Annotated in this window: 14 protein-coding genes; 5 read left to right on the top strand and 9 right to left on the bottom strand. The window is 63.3% G+C overall.

The window, feature by feature from the left end:
- Position 1: 1 nt before the first annotated feature.
- The gene (locus tag AC1TPF_RS21470) at positions 2-940 is read right to left on the bottom strand and encodes a pyridoxamine 5'-phosphate oxidase family protein (protein WP_482145257.1); all 939 of its coding nucleotides are present in this window, start codon (positions 938-940) and stop codon (positions 2-4) included.
- Between the two features lie 15 nt (positions 941-955).
- A complete protein-coding gene (locus tag AC1TPF_RS21465) occupies positions 956-1,417 on the bottom strand; it encodes a VOC family protein (RefSeq protein ID WP_482145256.1) in 462 nt (153 codons plus the stop codon).
- Between the two features lie 41 nt (positions 1,418-1,458).
- Here AC1TPF_RS21465 and AC1TPF_RS21460 point away from each other — a divergent pair, with 41 nt between their 5' ends.
- A complete protein-coding gene (locus AC1TPF_RS21460; RefSeq protein WP_482145255.1) occupies positions 1,459-2,085 on the top strand; it encodes a CGNR zinc finger domain-containing protein in 627 nt (208 codons plus the stop codon).
- Between the two features lie 119 nt (positions 2,086-2,204).
- Here AC1TPF_RS21460 and AC1TPF_RS21455 read toward each other — a convergent pair whose 3' ends face one another.
- The 3 genes from AC1TPF_RS21455 to AC1TPF_RS21445 all read right to left on the bottom strand — a co-directional run bounded on the left by AC1TPF_RS21455 (position 2,205) and on the right by AC1TPF_RS21445 (position 5,814).
- A complete protein-coding gene (locus tag AC1TPF_RS21455) occupies positions 2,205-3,083 on the bottom strand; it encodes an aldo/keto reductase (protein WP_482145254.1) in 879 nt (292 codons plus the stop codon).
- A 235-nt stretch (positions 3,084-3,318) separates the two neighbouring features.
- On the bottom strand, positions 3,319-4,533 hold the full coding sequence (locus AC1TPF_RS21450) for an HNH endonuclease (RefSeq protein ID WP_482145253.1): 1,215 nt from the start codon (positions 4,531-4,533) through the stop codon (positions 3,319-3,321).
- A gap of 261 nt (positions 4,534-4,794) precedes the next feature.
- Entirely contained in the window at positions 4,795-5,814 is a 1,020-nt protein-coding gene (locus AC1TPF_RS21445) for an NADP-dependent oxidoreductase (RefSeq protein ID WP_482145252.1), read from the bottom strand.
- 353 nt (positions 5,815-6,167) lie between these two features.
- On the opposite strand from AC1TPF_RS21445, the gene AC1TPF_RS21440 reads away from it, so the two are divergent.
- The gene (locus AC1TPF_RS21440; protein ID WP_482145251.1) at positions 6,168-6,749 is read left to right on the top strand and encodes a TetR/AcrR family transcriptional regulator; all 582 of its coding nucleotides are present in this window, start codon (positions 6,168-6,170) and stop codon (positions 6,747-6,749) included.
- A gap of 137 nt (positions 6,750-6,886) precedes the next feature.
- Here AC1TPF_RS21440 and AC1TPF_RS21435 read toward each other — a convergent pair whose 3' ends face one another.
- Both AC1TPF_RS21435 and AC1TPF_RS21430 read right to left on the bottom strand, forming a co-directional pair.
- On the bottom strand, positions 6,887-7,156 hold the full coding sequence (locus AC1TPF_RS21435; RefSeq protein WP_482141033.1) for a WhiB family transcriptional regulator: 270 nt from the start codon (positions 7,154-7,156) through the stop codon (positions 6,887-6,889).
- Entirely contained in the window at positions 7,153-7,743 is a 591-nt protein-coding gene (locus AC1TPF_RS21430; RefSeq protein ID WP_482145250.1) for a GNAT family N-acetyltransferase, read from the bottom strand. Before AC1TPF_RS21430 ends, AC1TPF_RS21435 begins: the two co-directional genes overlap by 4 nt.
- A 174-nt stretch (positions 7,744-7,917) precedes the next feature.
- Between AC1TPF_RS21430 and AC1TPF_RS21425 the strand changes: the two genes are divergently transcribed.
- Complete coding sequence (locus AC1TPF_RS21425; RefSeq protein ID WP_482145249.1) at positions 7,918-9,153, top strand: LLM class flavin-dependent oxidoreductase; 1,236 nt, start codon at positions 7,918-7,920, stop codon at positions 9,151-9,153.
- Positions 9,150-10,496, top strand: a complete 1,347-nt coding sequence (locus AC1TPF_RS21420; protein WP_482145248.1) for an NtaA/DmoA family FMN-dependent monooxygenase — start codon at positions 9,150-9,152, stop codon at positions 10,494-10,496. Before AC1TPF_RS21425 ends, AC1TPF_RS21420 begins: the two co-directional genes overlap by 4 nt.
- Before the next feature lie 59 nt (positions 10,497-10,555).
- Here the strand turns inward: AC1TPF_RS21420 and AC1TPF_RS21415 are convergent, their stop codons facing one another.
- Positions 10,556-11,230, bottom strand: a complete 675-nt coding sequence (locus tag AC1TPF_RS21415; RefSeq protein WP_482145247.1) for a DUF4166 domain-containing protein — start codon at positions 11,228-11,230, stop codon at positions 10,556-10,558.
- 110 nt (positions 11,231-11,340) lie between these two features.
- On the opposite strand from AC1TPF_RS21415, the gene htpG reads away from it, so the two are divergent.
- Entirely contained in the window at positions 11,341-13,302 is a 1,962-nt protein-coding gene (gene htpG / locus AC1TPF_RS21410; RefSeq protein ID WP_482145246.1) for a molecular chaperone HtpG, read from the top strand.
- Positions 13,303-13,390: 88 nt separating this feature from the next.
- Here the strand turns inward: htpG and AC1TPF_RS21405 are convergent, their stop codons facing one another.
- Positions 13,391-15,184, bottom strand: coding sequence for a sigma-54-dependent Fis family transcriptional regulator (locus tag AC1TPF_RS21405; protein WP_482141045.1), 1,794 nt, complete (start codon positions 15,182-15,184; stop codon positions 13,391-13,393).
- Between the last annotated feature and the right edge of the window lie 90 nt (positions 15,185-15,274).

Below are 15,274 nucleotides of genomic sequence, written 5' to 3'. Positions count from 1 at the left end.
TTCAGCGGAAAGAGGTGTCGGAGGGCTCGGCGGCCGGCGGGTTGGTGCGCGCCAGTGCCTCCAGGTACCAGCGGCCCCCGAGCGCTCCGGGCACTTCCACCGCATGGTCGAGGGCGAAGTCGACGATGCGCCGGGCGCCGGGGACCGCGGCGGCACGATCTGCAGACCAGTCGGTGACGGCGGCTCCGGTCAGCTGAAGCACGTCGCCGGTATCCCAATTCACAAACAGGAGTCCGGCGTGCGGGTCGGCGTCGAGGTTGCCGAGAGTGTTGTACATCGAGTTGCCGCGGTAATCCGGCCAACTCAGGTGATGCTCGTCGACGACGGTGACGAATCCGGGATCACCTCCGCGGTGCGAGACGTCCGCGCCGAAACCCTCGTGGCTGGTGGCGACGAAGAACGTGTCGGCACGACGGATGAGTTCGCTTTGTGAGCTGTCGATTCGGTCGAAGTGCCTGACCTGACGCTCACTCGAATCCGACTCTGCCAGAGCTCCATCGGGCTCGCGGGTGCTGATGTATTTGGGGCAGTTGGCGTAGACCTGCTCCGTGTGTAGTTCCAGCACGCCGGCATTCATTCGGCCGATCCCATTGATGCGCATGCGCCGACGGGTCCCGGGTTCGATCGCGAGCAAGCCCAGCGCCAGCGGTCCCTCGGCCAGTGAACTCTCGAGGGGGTCACCGGCCGACGGTTGAGCGTCCACCCGGACGGTGCGGCTATCCGGTGTGGAGATGAAGCCGGGATCACCGGCCAGGACGCTGGCCCATACTGCGCCACCGAGGGCGCGGTGCCCCACGAACAGCAGGCGCTGCTGTCCTAGGAACTCGGCCGCGACCTCGGGGATTTCTGGCTGGATCATTCCTCGACCGACCCGGGATGCGATCTCGAGTTCACCCGCCCGAGCCTGCACACGCAGTTCTCCGTCATGAAAAGTTGACATCGGAATCCTCAATGGTCAGAAGAAGCCGCAGGTCGGTGCGGCGCCGGACGGCGCGAAGGCATGTTCACCCAGGCCGGAAGGGGTGTAAACCTCGAGCCGCGTTCCGTCTGGATCTTCGAAGAAGATGCCACCGGACGACGCTCCCTCGCCATGCAGGACGACGCCGTCGTAGTACAGCGCGGTGCCCAGCTCGCGGAGGCGCGTTTCGATCGCCCGAACCTGGTCGATATCTGTCGCCTGGAACGAGAGGTGGTGCAGACCGGGGGCGGCGGGGTTGAAACGACCCTCGCTCTGCTGCCACAGCGTGACAAGCAACGCGTTGTCGTCGCCGAGAAACACCCAGCGCCGATCACCGTCGGTGCCCTCGCCCTTCACGTCCCATCCGAAGACCTGCTGATAAAAGCTGGTGGAACGGTCGGCATCGGTGACGTTCAGGCCGACATGTCCGGTCGACAAGTGTGGTGTCGTCGTGGTCATTGCGTTCCTCCAAGTGATTCCTCGATGGCTATTCTGTCTATATGAAGTTAGACGGTTACATTGAAGGCGTCAACAGCTACAACACCGTTCGCGCTGGCGGAGCTAATTGCCTGACGACGGTTACGGCGGGTGGCGGATATACTTCCGAGGTGGTGAATCGACCGCTCACGGGGGAGCCATTGCCGTTGGACCTGGCCAACACGTTGTGGGTAATTTCCGGCGAGTCGCATGACGCCCTGGAGGACCCCGACTTCGTAACCGAGTGGATGGCATCTCATGGTGGTCCAGAGGTTCCCGACCTTCGGCGCGCCACGCAAGCACTTGTTTCAGCTCGCTGTGCCATTCGGACGGCGCTGACACGACCTTCCGACTCCGCCGACTACGACGCCCTCAATACGTTGCTAGCTCGCGGTCATCTCAGAGACAGGGTCGATGCCGCCGGCGTCCACAGCGTCACCGAAGTGGACGACCCTCACCAGTGGCTGGCATGGAACGCTGCGCACACGTTGGTCGATCTACTCAGAACCCAACCACACCGCATCAAGCCTTGCGGCGGATGCGTGCTCTGGTTTTTGGACACCACGCGCAGCGGCACGCGGAGATGGTGTTCCATGGAAGCCTGCGGTAACCGCGCGAAGGTCCGACGTCACCGCGACGGATCTCTCTGAGCGATCCGGAACCGGACTGGTACTCGAATCACGGTGAGGCACAGAACTCTTCACGTAGCGGTCGTTCCGGGCACCGACTCCGCCGGTTTTCGAAGACCGAGAGGTGTGCCGGCCGGGGGTTACTCCGGCGCGCCGATGTTGAGCTCGTCGGGATGTGCACCCACACGAACGCCGTCGTCGAGGGTCGCGATGTCAGCGAGGTCTGCGTCACTGAGTTCGAAGTCGAATACGTTGATGTTCTGAGCAATTCGGTCCGGATTGACCGATTTCGGAATGACGATGAGCCCGTTCTGCAGATGCCAGCGGATGAGAACCTGCGCGGGCGATTTGCCGTACTGCTCCCCCACCCGCGCGATGATCGGGTCGGTGAGCAATGTGTTCGGCTTGGAGTTCGGTCCCCAGCCAGAATTGCTGGTTCCGCCAAGTGGACTCCACGATTCGACCGCGATCCCGTGCTTTGCGGCTGCCGCCCGGACCGCCTGCTGAGGTAGGTGCGGATGGAGTTCGACCTGATCGACGGCGGGTAGTCCGCCGCGGCTCACCAGCAATTCCAGGTGATGCGGCTCGAAGTTGCAGACACCGATCGCCTTGGCACGACCCGATTCGGCGATGGTTTCGAGCGCATCCCAGGTCCGCAGCAGACGCGCGTCATCCTGCAGGGGCCAGTGGATGAGGTACAGGTCGACGTAGTCCAAACCCAAGCGCGACAAGCTCTTGTCGAACGCGCTCAATGCCGGCTCATACCCCTGGTCGGCATTCCACAGCTTTGTCGTGACGAACAGTTCTTCGCGCGGGACACCAGCATTCGCGATGGCCCGGCCGACACCCTCTTCATTGCCGTAAACCGCGGCGGTGTCGATGTGCCGGTAGCCGGCATCATCGATCGCCGACCGGACCGCCAGCTCGGTCTCGTCGTTGGTTGCCTGCCAAACACCCAGCCCCAGTTGGGGAATCGTGGTGCCCGAGTTCAATACGATGGTAGGTACTTGTGCGGCCATATGTCCACCTTACTGTCTTTCGCCCACGGCGATCGAACATAAAGCAGGTCAGCGCCAAACCGCCGGCCGCGGTGGTGCTGCCGCCCGGCCCGCCAGTGAAACTGGGGCAGACTTCCCGTGGGCAGCAGCACTACGCGTTTTCACACTATGGAGTTGTCAATATTCCTGCGCGGTCCCGACGCTAGGTCGGGTGCGACAGAGTAAAGCGGTCGAGCGATCAATCGGGCCCGGTGAATCAGGCTGCGAGGGTGAGTGTTCTGCGGTTGTAGGCCGGTAATGGCCTTCGCTGCGGATCGATCGCTGCCGGCGGGATCAGCCAGGGATGTCCGTCCGATCCCATGATCACATCCCAATCGGTGTTGTGGACGGCCTGATGGCAGCTGCGGCACAACAGACAACCATTCTCGAGGGTCGTGAGGCCACCGTCTATGAAATGTTGAATATGGTGACAATCAGCCCAGGTCGCCGGACCTCCGCACTTCACACAGCATGTATCGCGGATGATGATCGCCTTGCGCACGAGCCCGGTGAACAGGCGTTTGGGTGGGCTCAGATCAATCGGCACTTCTTCCCCATCGAGAGTGATTGAGGTGATCGCCGAGTCACAGGCCAGCGCGGCGGCGGTCGCTTCAGTGATCGGACCCATCCATCGCAGTGACGCTTTGTCAGGGTGATCGGCGGGAATGGTGACCATCACTTCGGTCCGCGGTGCCGATACCAACATTTGGCCGCCGCCGCCGCAGTCCAGGAGTTGATGCAACGCGTCGGCGCGGCATTGGGTGGGGCTGCGATTGTCGTTACTGCCGTCGGGTTGGGGATGTGGTTTGCTCCATAAGTCCAAGGCGGAGAACAACTTTTCCCCGATCACTGCATCGATATCAAACTTCCCAACGAGCCGTCCTTCAGAATTGGTCACATAGTCGAGGCTGTTGAGTGTGCTGTCTTCGGCCGGCGGCAGACCGCCTGCGTCTTTCGCAATCTCGTTGCCGATACCGCGCGCGGTGGCGCTGATGGCGGCGGGCGTGGATCCGGAGATGGCATGACTCAACAGTTTCCGCTCATATTCGACGCTCTCCTCGGCGGTCGCCGGGTCGTCGGATCGGCCGGTTATGTGCGCGACCCCTTTGACCACCGCGTCCACATGTTCGGGCGATAGGAATCCGTCGCGTGAATACCCGGCAGTCCGATCCAGGCCGGACAATCCCGCGCCGATACGTATCCACCGATACGCCGATGATGGTGCTGAACCGTTGGCTTGCAACAATTTTGATGTTGTCGACACGGTTTTGCGTGCAATACCCGACTGGTCGATCATTCCCGCGCAGACTGCGAGTTGATGTTCGGTCGCGTTGCGTAGGGTGATCAAATCTTTCACCACACCGACCACCAGATTCGGGTCAGCGGGTAGTGCCGACTCAACCAGGTCGTCGACCATATCGAGAAGTTGCATAACGGGACCTCCAGGCAGGAACCAATAAGACGTGACCAATTCTCCGGGGAAGTGTTTGCTCGCGACTCGCCATATCTGCATGAGCAACTGATTCCAAACTACCTGTTCGAACATGCATTCGCAAGGGCAATCGTCGATCAATCCGGTTGATACACAACAGCATTCGTTCGCAACACAAACGTTCATCGCTGGCCGAAGTCCGTCTTCGGTAATGTCGGCAGGGGCTCCGACGCGCAAAGGTTCGATAGGCCGAGCGGGCACTTAGTCGATGGTCAGCACGATCTTGCCTTGGATATGCCCGCGGGCGGCCCGTTCATGGGCCTGTTGCGCGTGCGCCAGCGGGAAGCTGCTGTCGATGGCGACTCGCAGAGTTCCGTTGGCCATCAAATCGGCGAGCTCGGCGAGCTGCGCACCGTTCGAGCGGACCTGGGTCGACGTGACCGTAACACCCAATTCTGCGTTCTCCTCGTCGTCGAACTCGCCGAAGTAGACCGGGTAGAGGGATCCACCACGTTTGAGGGTGCGCAGGAAACGTCGACTGTCGGGACCCCCGACGGCGTCCAGGACGAGGTCGACGCCCGCGGCGACTTCTTCGGGTCGGTCGGTGGTGTAGTCGATGAACTCGTCGGCACCGAGTTCGCGCAAAAAACTCTGGTGGGCGCCGGAAGCCACGGCGATGACGCGGGCTCCCTTCCACTTGGCCAGTTGGACAGCAAGATGTCCCACGCCGCCTGCGGCGCCATTGACAAGGACGGTGGTATCGCTGTCGAGTGCCACCGGTCGGTGCCGAGCCTCTTGGAACGGGGATGGGTGGTCGTGCCCGAGCGCGATCAGGAACTGCCACGCCGTCAAGCCCGACATGGCCAGACCTGCGGCGTGGACGTGGTCGACGGCGGCCGGTTTGTGAGCAAGGTCTGACGCCGGCGCGGTGACGTACTCAGCGTATGCGCTGCCCTGCAAGGAGGTTGGGAACCGGAGGAGTCCGAACACGTCGTCTCCGACCGCGAAACCTTCGACATCGGTCGCGACGGCTTCTATGACGCCGGAGACATCGGTCCCTGGTATGAGCGGGAGTGTCATCGGGGGCTTGAGCTCGGGAGGCACGTTGGGCATCCCTTCACGCGCATACCAGTCGGGCGGGTTGATGCCGACCGCGTGGACTCGGATGAGCACCTCGCCGGACTTTGGCTCGGGAACGGTCACGTCGTCGTTGCGCAGTACCGCCGGGCCGCCGAACTCGTGCAGCCGGATCGCCTTCATCGTGCTCGTGCTTGTTGTCATCGTTCTCTCATTTCTACCGATCAGGTGCAATGCGTGACGCAGAGCTTGTTAGTGGGAAGAACCGTCAATATTGTTGTCGGACAACGACACTGTCGCTTCTTGGATCTCACTGAAGCGACCGTCTGCGTCGTGTCGAGCGAATAGGTAGACCTCGGTGCGAACGGGCGTTCTGTCCAACATCTGAATCTCGATTGTGTGGTGTCGGCGTAGAGCGAGCCATCGGTCAGCTCTTCGTGAACTCCGATGGTCCCGCTCGCCACTCATGTCAGGTCCTTGTTTCCGGCGTGGAGGGTAAGCTATCGGAGCACTGCTCCGAATATATGGAGCACTGCTCCGTTTGTCAAAGGGAGACCATGCGCGCCGACGCCAGGAAGAACTACGATCAGCTACTCGGGGTCGCGCGCACTGTCGTGACCGAGCAAGGGGCCGACGCGTCACTGCGCGACATCGCGCGCCGCGCCGAGGTTGGGCTCGGCACGCTCTATCGACACTTTCCGACGCGAGAGGCGCTGCTCGAAGCCTTGCTGCGCAAGAGCTTTCACGAGCTGACGGAACTGGCCGACAAGCTCGAAGCGTCAAGATCGCCCGCGGACGCACTCGTCGAGTGGTTTTGCGAGTGTGTCGCGGTCACGCACGAATATCGTGGCGCCATCACGCCGATGACGGCTGCCATCGAGGACCCCGGGTCTGCGCTCCATGCCTCGTGCGTGACGTTACGCGCGGCGGGCGCGCGACTGCTCTCCCGGGCGCAGGAGACCGGCGTCGCGCGGACCGACATCGATGGCATCGATCTCTTCGCGCTGATCGCAGCACTCGCGTGGCTCAATGACCAAGCCGCGACGGCGCCGCGCGCCGACCATCTCCTGGGGATCATCACGGGAGCAATCCTCAAGGATTGCTCGCGTGGGGACGACACTCATGCACCGGTCACATAAACCGATTCCGGTTCAGATGGCACTTACTTTGGTGTCGACGCCGGGCTGATCTGACGTCACTCCGCGAATCCAGGCTCAGTGGTGCGTCTCGCGCCGTTCGAATTGCCCTCGCAACCGTGACACCATCGCAAGCCGAATCAGCCTGCCAATTCGCCGACCGTCAGGCCACCCCAGATCCCGTACTTCTCGCCATATCGCTCGGCGTGCCTGCGGCATTCCCTCGCTACCGGGCAACTTCCGCAGATCCTCTTCGCGGCGGCTTCGCGACGTCGACGTTCCTTGGCGTATTCACGTCCTGCCGGCGGGAAGAAGATGTTCGAGTCGACGTCCTCGGTTCGGCAACTGCCCTGTACCCGCCAATCCCAGCCGGTCTCTCCCCCGACGTAGACGCCGCCGAATCCGGTCATGCCGTAAAGGCAAGCGGTGCGCGCACCGCCGCCAGATCTTTGGCCAACACGGCGGCTCCGGCCTCGGTTCCGGAGAGTGCCGTGCCCGACACCGGCTGGTACCCGGCCCGACGGAACAGCGCATGCACATCGGACTGATCCGAGCCGGTCTGCACCAGCACGCGGCGATGCCCACGGTCGGCGGCCTCTGCCTCGAGCCGGGCCAGGATCCGACTTCCGAGCCCGCGGCGACGCTGCGCCGCGGCAGTCCAGATCCGGGTGATCTCGGCGGTGTGGCCATCTGCGCGCCGATACTCGCCACCGGCAACCGGGACGCCGTCGGCAACCGCGATCAGAAAGGCGTCGCCCGGCCGGACCCGCAACTTCGCAAACCACCCACACGACGTACCGCCATACCGGCGGCTGTTCTCGATCGCGACCTGCGACAACGCGGTGCGGGCCAGCCGGTCGTCACCGGCGACGCGCACGATCTCGACCTTTGACCGACATGCCTCGATCATCGGCAGTGCCGGCGGGGCCTCCGGATGGACTGCAGCCGCAGCCATCAGCAACTGGTCGACCGACAACAGCTTTCCGACAAACGACATGACTTTGCTCCCTCGACGGTGGTGAAACCATTCAGCCGCGAAATCGCGCGACGGGCGATGGTTAGAACCACGCTGATCCGATGAGCGCGGATCGGGTATCACCTTCGGCACCCTTGTCGTTGGCGCAGATGTACCAACTCTGACGGCCACCGATCACCGATGAAGGAGTCTTCGATGTCGACTACTGCGAGCCTGCATCTTGCAGTCGCGCTGGAAGGGGCCGGCTGGCACCCGGCCGCCTGGCGCGAACCCGATGCCAGACCGGCCGAACTCCTGTCGGCCAAGTACTGGGCCGACCTGATCGCCGACGCCGAACGCGGCCTGATCGACTTCGTCACCATCGAGGATTCCTTCGGACTGCGGCCCGCCACACTCGGCGGGCTCGACGCCCGGACCGACCAGGTCAGTGGCCGCCTGGACTCGGTGTTGATCGCCGCGCGGATCGCGCCGTCGACGTCGAATATCGGCATCATCCCCACCGCTGTCGTCACGCACACCGAACCTTTCCATCTGGCGAAGGCGATCGCCACACTCGACTTCGTGAGCACCGGGCGGGCCGGGGTCCGACTGCAGGTCTCTGCCCGGCAACACGAGGCAAAGCTGTTCGGCCGACGCACCTTTCCCGAGATCTCGTACGCAGATCTGTCCGGTCCGTCGGCAGAGGCCCTGATCGCAGATCTCTTCGAAGAGGCCGGTGATTACGCCGAAGTGGTACGGCGACTGTGGGATTCATGGGAGGACGACGCCGAGATCCGAGATGCCGCAACCGGCCGTTTCGTCGACCGCGACAAGCTCCACTACATCGACTTCGAAGGCCGCTTCTTCAGTGTCCGTGGACCCGCGATCACCCCACGACCCCCTCAGGGCCAACCCGTGATCGCGGCGCTGGGTCATCAGCAGATCCCGTACGAGCTGATCGGCCAGTCGGTCGACGTCGGCTTCGTGACCCCGCACACCGGGGCACAGGCCACCGAGACGATCGCCGCGATCAGATCAGCTCAGGAAACCGCCGGACGCGCGGCGGAAACCGTTCACGTTTTCGCCGATCTGGTTGTCTTCCTTGATGATTCCGCGCAGGAGGCGGCCGACCGCCGGACCCGTCTCGATGAGCTCGCCGGTGCGGAGTATCAGAGCGATGCACTGATCTTCGCCGGTACCGCATCCGGTTTGGCAGACCTGATCGAGGAACTGGCGGCGAGCGGGATCACCGGATTCCGGCTGCGTCCCGGCGCGATCCCCCACGATCTGCAGGCGATCAGCGACGCTGTGGTTCCGGAACTGCAACGCCGCGGCCGGTTCCGCGAGAGCTACACATCGTCCACACTGCGCGGGAATCTGGGCCTGGATCTGCCGGCAAACCGCTACGCAACAGCCAACCATCACTTCTCAGGGGATCTGATCAACCGATGACCAAGCAGGTACACCTCGCGGCGCACTTCCCCGGGGTCAACAACACCACCGTATGGAGCGATCCGGCTGCAGGCAGCCACATCGAGTTCAGCTCGTTCACCCACTTCGCGCAGACCGCGGAGCGCGCCAAGTTCGACTTCCTCTTCCTGGCCGAGGGCCTGCGGCTACGTGAGCAGAACGGGCTGATCTACGACCTCGATGTCGTCGGACGTCCGGACACGTTCACGGTGCTGGCAGCGCTGGCTGCGGTGACCGACAAACTCGGGCTCACCGGGACCATCAATTCCACGTTCAACGAGCCCTATGAGGTCGCCAGGCAGTTCGCGAGCCTCGATCACCTCACCGCCGGACGCGCGGCGTGGAATGTGGTGACCTCCTGGGACGAGTTCACCGGACAGAACTTCCGTCGCGGCGGCTATCTGCCCCAGGAACAGAGATACCAACGTGCACAACAGTTCCTGGAGGTCGCCACCGAGCTGTGGGACTCCTGGAACGACGACGACGTGGTTGCCGATCGCGAGTCGGGTACGTACCTGCGCCGTCCCGACGTCGGCACCTTCGATCACACCGATGACCAGTTCGACATCGCGGGCCAGTTCAACGTGCCGCGCGGTCCGCAGGGGCGTCCGGTCATCTTCCAGGCCGGCGACTCCGAGGATGGTCGCGAGTTCGCCGCCGCGAAGGCCGACGCGATCTTCTCGCGCCATTCCACCCTCGACGACGGACAGTTGTTCTACAAGGACGTCAAGGCCCGTCTGGCCACGTACGGCCGCCGGCCAGAGGACCTGCTGATCCTGCCTGCCGCGACCTTCGTCCTAGGTGACACCGATGCCGAGGCTGCCGAACGGGCTCACGAGATCCGCCTTCAGCAGGTCAGTGGCCAGACCGCGATCAAGTTCCTCGAACAGCTGTGGAACCGCGACCTGTCCGACCACGATCCCGATGGCCCGCTGCCTGCCGTTGATCCGGCACCCGGGGAGAACACGGTCGCGAAGGGCCGTGCCAGTGTGCGCATGCATCGGGACCCGCTGGCTGTCGCGGCCGAGTGGCGCGCCAGGGCCGAGGCCGAGAACCTGACGACCCGCGAACTGATCATCGAGGTCACCGGGCGCCAGGCCTTCATCGGTTCACCGGCAACGGTCGCCGCCGACATCAACAACTTCGTGCAGACCGACGCCAGCGATGGATTCATCCTGGTCCCGCACATCACTCCGGGTGGTCTCGACGAGTTCGCCGACACCGTGGTTCCACTGCTGCAGGAGCGTGGGGTCTACCGGACCGAGTACGAGGGCGACACTCTGCGCGATCATCTCGGCCTACCAACACCCGTCAACCCCCGATGATGTGGCCTTTTGGCGGTGCCGACCTGGGCTTTTACACGCCATAAGGGCACATCATCGGGTCAGCTCTCGCGCTCGACGAGGCGGTGCGGCCAGGCCTCGTCCGGGATGTCCCGCAATCGGCACGGGACATCCTGGGCGGTGAACCAGCCGCGATAGTGAATCAGCTCACCGATCACCGGATTGCGCACGGTCGCGTCCACCCGAAATCGGTTGTGTCGGGCGTCCCAGCCCTCGGCATAGAGCATCCGGGCTGCCATGAACCCACGCATGCCAACTTTGGGGCCTGCGGTGAGCAGCCGCATAGGTCCACTCTCGAACACCAGCGAGCCCTCCTGGTCGACGCTGGCATCCAGCGGCCAGAGCAGTTCCGGTCCATCGCCGAAGTAGTCGACCAGGCCCTCACGACCGTCCACCAGGAGAGAATTCAGCCCCTGGGCACCACTGGTGTAGTTCAGGGATCGCATCACCGCCAGCGACTCCCTGCCGAGTTCGTCTTCATAACAATAGTTGTGCATCGTGAATGGAACCAGGCGGCTCGTTTTTGTCGGCATGGCGTTGCGTTTACCGAAGTGCCGCAGCGCGGTTGACACCAAGGGCGAACTGTAAATCGACTCCATAATTCCGGTGGCCGACTGCGCCAGGTGCGACTTCGAATCAATCCCGTAGCGCCACTGCAAGTTTGGATGCAGACTTTCGAACTCTTGACCCAAGACATTCTGGATGACCGAGCTCACTGCAACCCCCCGTTCCGACAATGCGGCATGAGGACTGAATGTACTACGAACGGCCTGCCTAAAATGTTAGGTCGGAGCACGTATTACCGCACAACACAGAGGAGCATCACGTGAGCACTCAGGTCGAAGAGATGGAGTTCGCTGCCGAGACGCGGCAGCTGCTGGATCTGATGATCCACTCGATCTACTCGAACAAGGATTCTTTCCTTCGCGAGTTGGTGTCCAACGCATCGGACGCCCTCGACAAACTGCGGATGGAGTCGTATCAGGACAAGGACCTCGACGCCGACACCTCCGATCTGCACATCCAGATCTCCCTCGATCCCGAGGCCCGCACCTTCACGATCGCCGACAACGGCATCGGCATGACGCGCGATGAGGTCGTCGACCTGATCGGCACGCTGGCGAAGTCGGGTACCGCCGAGGTCCGCAAGAAGCTGAAAGAGGCCAAGGACTCGGCCGCGTCCGAAGAGCTGATCGGCCAGTTCGGCATCGGCTTCTACTCGACCTTCATGGTGGCCGACAAGGTCACCCTGCTCACCCGCAAGGCCGGCCAGTCCCAGGCCACCCGGTGGGAGTCCGCAGGCGCTGGCAAGTACACGATCGAAGAGGTCACCGATGCCCCGCAGGGCACCTCGGTGACACTGCACCTCAAGCCTGTCGACGCCGAAGACGATCTGCACGACTACACGTCGGTGCCGAAGATCCGGGAACTGGTGAAGAAGTACTCCGACTTCATCTCGTGGCCCATCCGGATGGACGTCACCACCCCGGTACCGCCGAAGGCTGCCGACGACGAGTCCGAAGAGGGTGACGAGGGCGAGGACGAGGCCCCCACCGAGACGACGGTGACCGAGACCCTGAACTCCCAGAAGGCGCTCTGGACGCGTCCGCGCTCGGAGGTCACCGACGAGGAGTACGCCGAGTTCTACCGGCACGTCAGCCACTCCTGGGACGATCCGCTCGAAACCATCCAGATGAAGGCCGAGGGCACTTTCGAGTACCAGGCCCTGCTGTTCATCCCGTCGACGGCACCGTTCGATCTGTTCATGCGCGAACACAAGGCCGGCGTGCAGTTGTACGTCAAGCGGGTGTTCATCATGGACGACTGCGAAGAACTCATGCCCGAATACCTTCGCTTCATCAAGGGCCTCGTCGACGCAGCCGACCTCTCACTCAACGTTTCGCGGGAGATCCTGCAGCAGGACCGTCAGATCAAGGCCATCCGACGACGGCTCACCAAGAAGGTCCTGAGCACCATCAAGGACATGCGGACGAACGACCGTGAGAAGTACGACACCCTGTGGTCGCAGTACGGCCGGGTCCTCAAGGAAGGTCTGCTCTCCGACATCGACAACCAGGCCGCCCTGCTGTCGATCATCTCGCTCAGCTCGACGCACTCCACCGACACCGCAACAACGCTGGCCGAATACGTCGAGCGGATGAAAGACACCCAGAGCCAGATCTTTTACGCCACCGGCGAGTCGCGGGAACAGCTCGAACGCTCCCCCCACCTCGAGGCGTTCAAGGCCAAGGGCATCGAGGTGCTGCTGCTCACCGATCCGATCGACGAGATGTGGATCGGATCGATCACCGACTTCGAGGGCAAGCCGCTGCAGTCGGTGGCCAAGGGCGAGGTCGACCTCAGCGGCGAGGCCGACAAGGAAGAGGACAGCAAGAAGGACGAGGAGTTCGGCGAACTCCTCACCTGGATGACCGGCGTACTCGTCGACGACGTCAGTGCGGTGCGGCTGTCGAGTCGCCTGACCGATTCGGCGGCGTGCATTGTCGGTGAGGCACAGAGCCTTTCACCGGCACTGGAGCGGATGTACCGCGACTCGGGCATCCCGATGCCCGACAGCAAGCGGATCCTGGAACTCAACCCGGACCATCCGCTGACGGTCGGCCTGCAGAAGGCATTCGCCGATCGCGGCGACGACACCGCACTGCGCCAGTCGGCCGAATTGCTGTACGGCGCGGCACTGTTGGCCGAAGGTGGCACACCCAAGCAGCCCGCCGCCTTCAGCAAGACGCTGGCTGATCTATTGACCCGGACGGTCACCGCCGGCTGACCCAACCCCCGATGATGTGGCCTTTTGGCGAACAAAAGCCCAGGTGGGCACCGCCAAAAGGGCACATCATCGGGGTCGGGGAGCCCGTTCAGTGGATCCCGAACTCCTTGATCTTGCGATAGATCGTGGCGCGGGAAAGACCAAGTGCGGCTGCGGCTTCGGCCTTGTTGCCGTTGTTGTCCAACAGACTTCGCACGATCGCGTCGCGTTCCAGCGATTCGATCTGGGACAGTGTTCGCCGGATCGTGGTGCGACATTCCGCCGGGAGATGTTCGACGTCGATGACACCACCCCGTCGCACCGCCAACGTTTCGGTGAGGATGCGGCGTAGTTGGGCAACATTTCCGGGCCACGGATGCTTGCTCAGCGCGCGGGCCGCGGCCGGTGTGAGGCGTGCGGTCGACCCGGGATGGATCTGCTCGATCAGGTAAGGCACCAGGGCATGGAGGTCTTCGCTGCGATGCCGCAGCGCCTGCAAGGTCACCGTGTGTGAGAAGAACGGCAGCAGCGTTGCCTCGACTTCGCTGCGTTCGGTGTTTCCGCTGGTGGTCGCCGCAACCCACCCCGTCCCCTCCACCGACTGCAGCAGAAGAGCCACCGGATCCACCAACAGCGTTGGTAGCCTGTCGATATCGGCAAGCAGAACGTTGAAGGCATCACTCGATTCGAGCTCCGCGGACAGCAGGTCCAGGTACCTCTCGTGGTCGGCGGCATCACGGATCCCGAGCGCCAGCAGATGGGTGGCCGGGGCCAGTTTGTGCGCGGCCGCGGTCACCAGGGTGGACCGCCCGGTACCGGGTTCACCCTCGACGAGCACCCAGTGCCGGTCGGCGTAGCAGCGTCGCACCTGGTTGTAGCTACGCCGAAGCGAAGCGCTGTTTCCGACGAGTCCGGCCGGCAGGGGTTCTCCCTCGATCCAGGTCGGCGACGGAGACGGGGCAACCCAGGCGTCGGGGAAGTCGTCCACCGTCACGTGAAACACGATATTCACTGCACCGGAACGTATTTCGTCGCGATCGGCCACCGAGACCCGCGCGTTCCGTCCGCTCGGCAGCTGCGCCACCAGGGTTCGCGTCGCGGCGACGGCCTGCACGTCGAGCGCGTGTTCGAGCAAAGCCGTCTGGTCGCGTGCGTCCAGGGTCCGCCGCAGATAGGCATTCATCAGGACCATCTCACCGGCGACGGCGAGGACGCCGCGGCTGTAGCGGCGGGCCGTCGTGAGGTAGGTGGTCAGCAGAGCGGTCTCGCGTTCGTTGGCCTGGCTCAGCAACTGATTCTCGATCTGCCTGCTCGCCGACTTCGCGAGCGACAACAGCAGCGGATTGGCATGCTCGGCGCGACAGGTCATGTCGAGCACTCCGAGGAGCGCACCGGAATTCGGATGCCGGATCGGCACGCCCGCACACGCCAACGTCCCGAGCTCTCCGACGTAATGTTCGCTACCGAGGATGTACGTCGGCTGCCGGGTCTCGATGGTGGTCCCGATGCCGTTGGTACCGACAAACTGCTCGGCGTAGCTGTACCCCCTCGCCAGCTTCACCTCATCAAGGGTCCGGTTGATCCCGGCATCGGAGGAGAACCGCTCCAGGATGAGCCCCTCCGCCGACGTCAGGATCACGCTGACGGGCTGGCTCGCCATGTCATCGGTGATCGACTTCAACACCGGGCTCGCGGCGTTCATCAGCGGGGTGTCGAGGTCGGGTTCCCGAACGAACGGCAGTTCGACCCGGTCGACATGGATGTGCAGTGCTTGCGATCGCCGCCACGAATCCAGGACCGCAGGCCGCACCAGGTGGGCTCCTGGCCCATCTGCCGCCAGAAATTCCTCACGGGCCAGCTGCCGCTCCCCTGCTGACCAGCCACGATCGACGAAACTCGACATCCTCGCAGGTCACCTCCATGACCGGCTGTCAACTTCCGGTCTGCCGCAATCGTAGAAGCGTCTCGGAATGAGACGCGTCTCACATTGAGA

The organism is Williamsia sp. Y853 (genome assembly GCF_056786495.1).
Note: the sequence above shows the minus strand (reverse complement) of the source record. Positions and strands in the feature narration are given on the sequence as shown.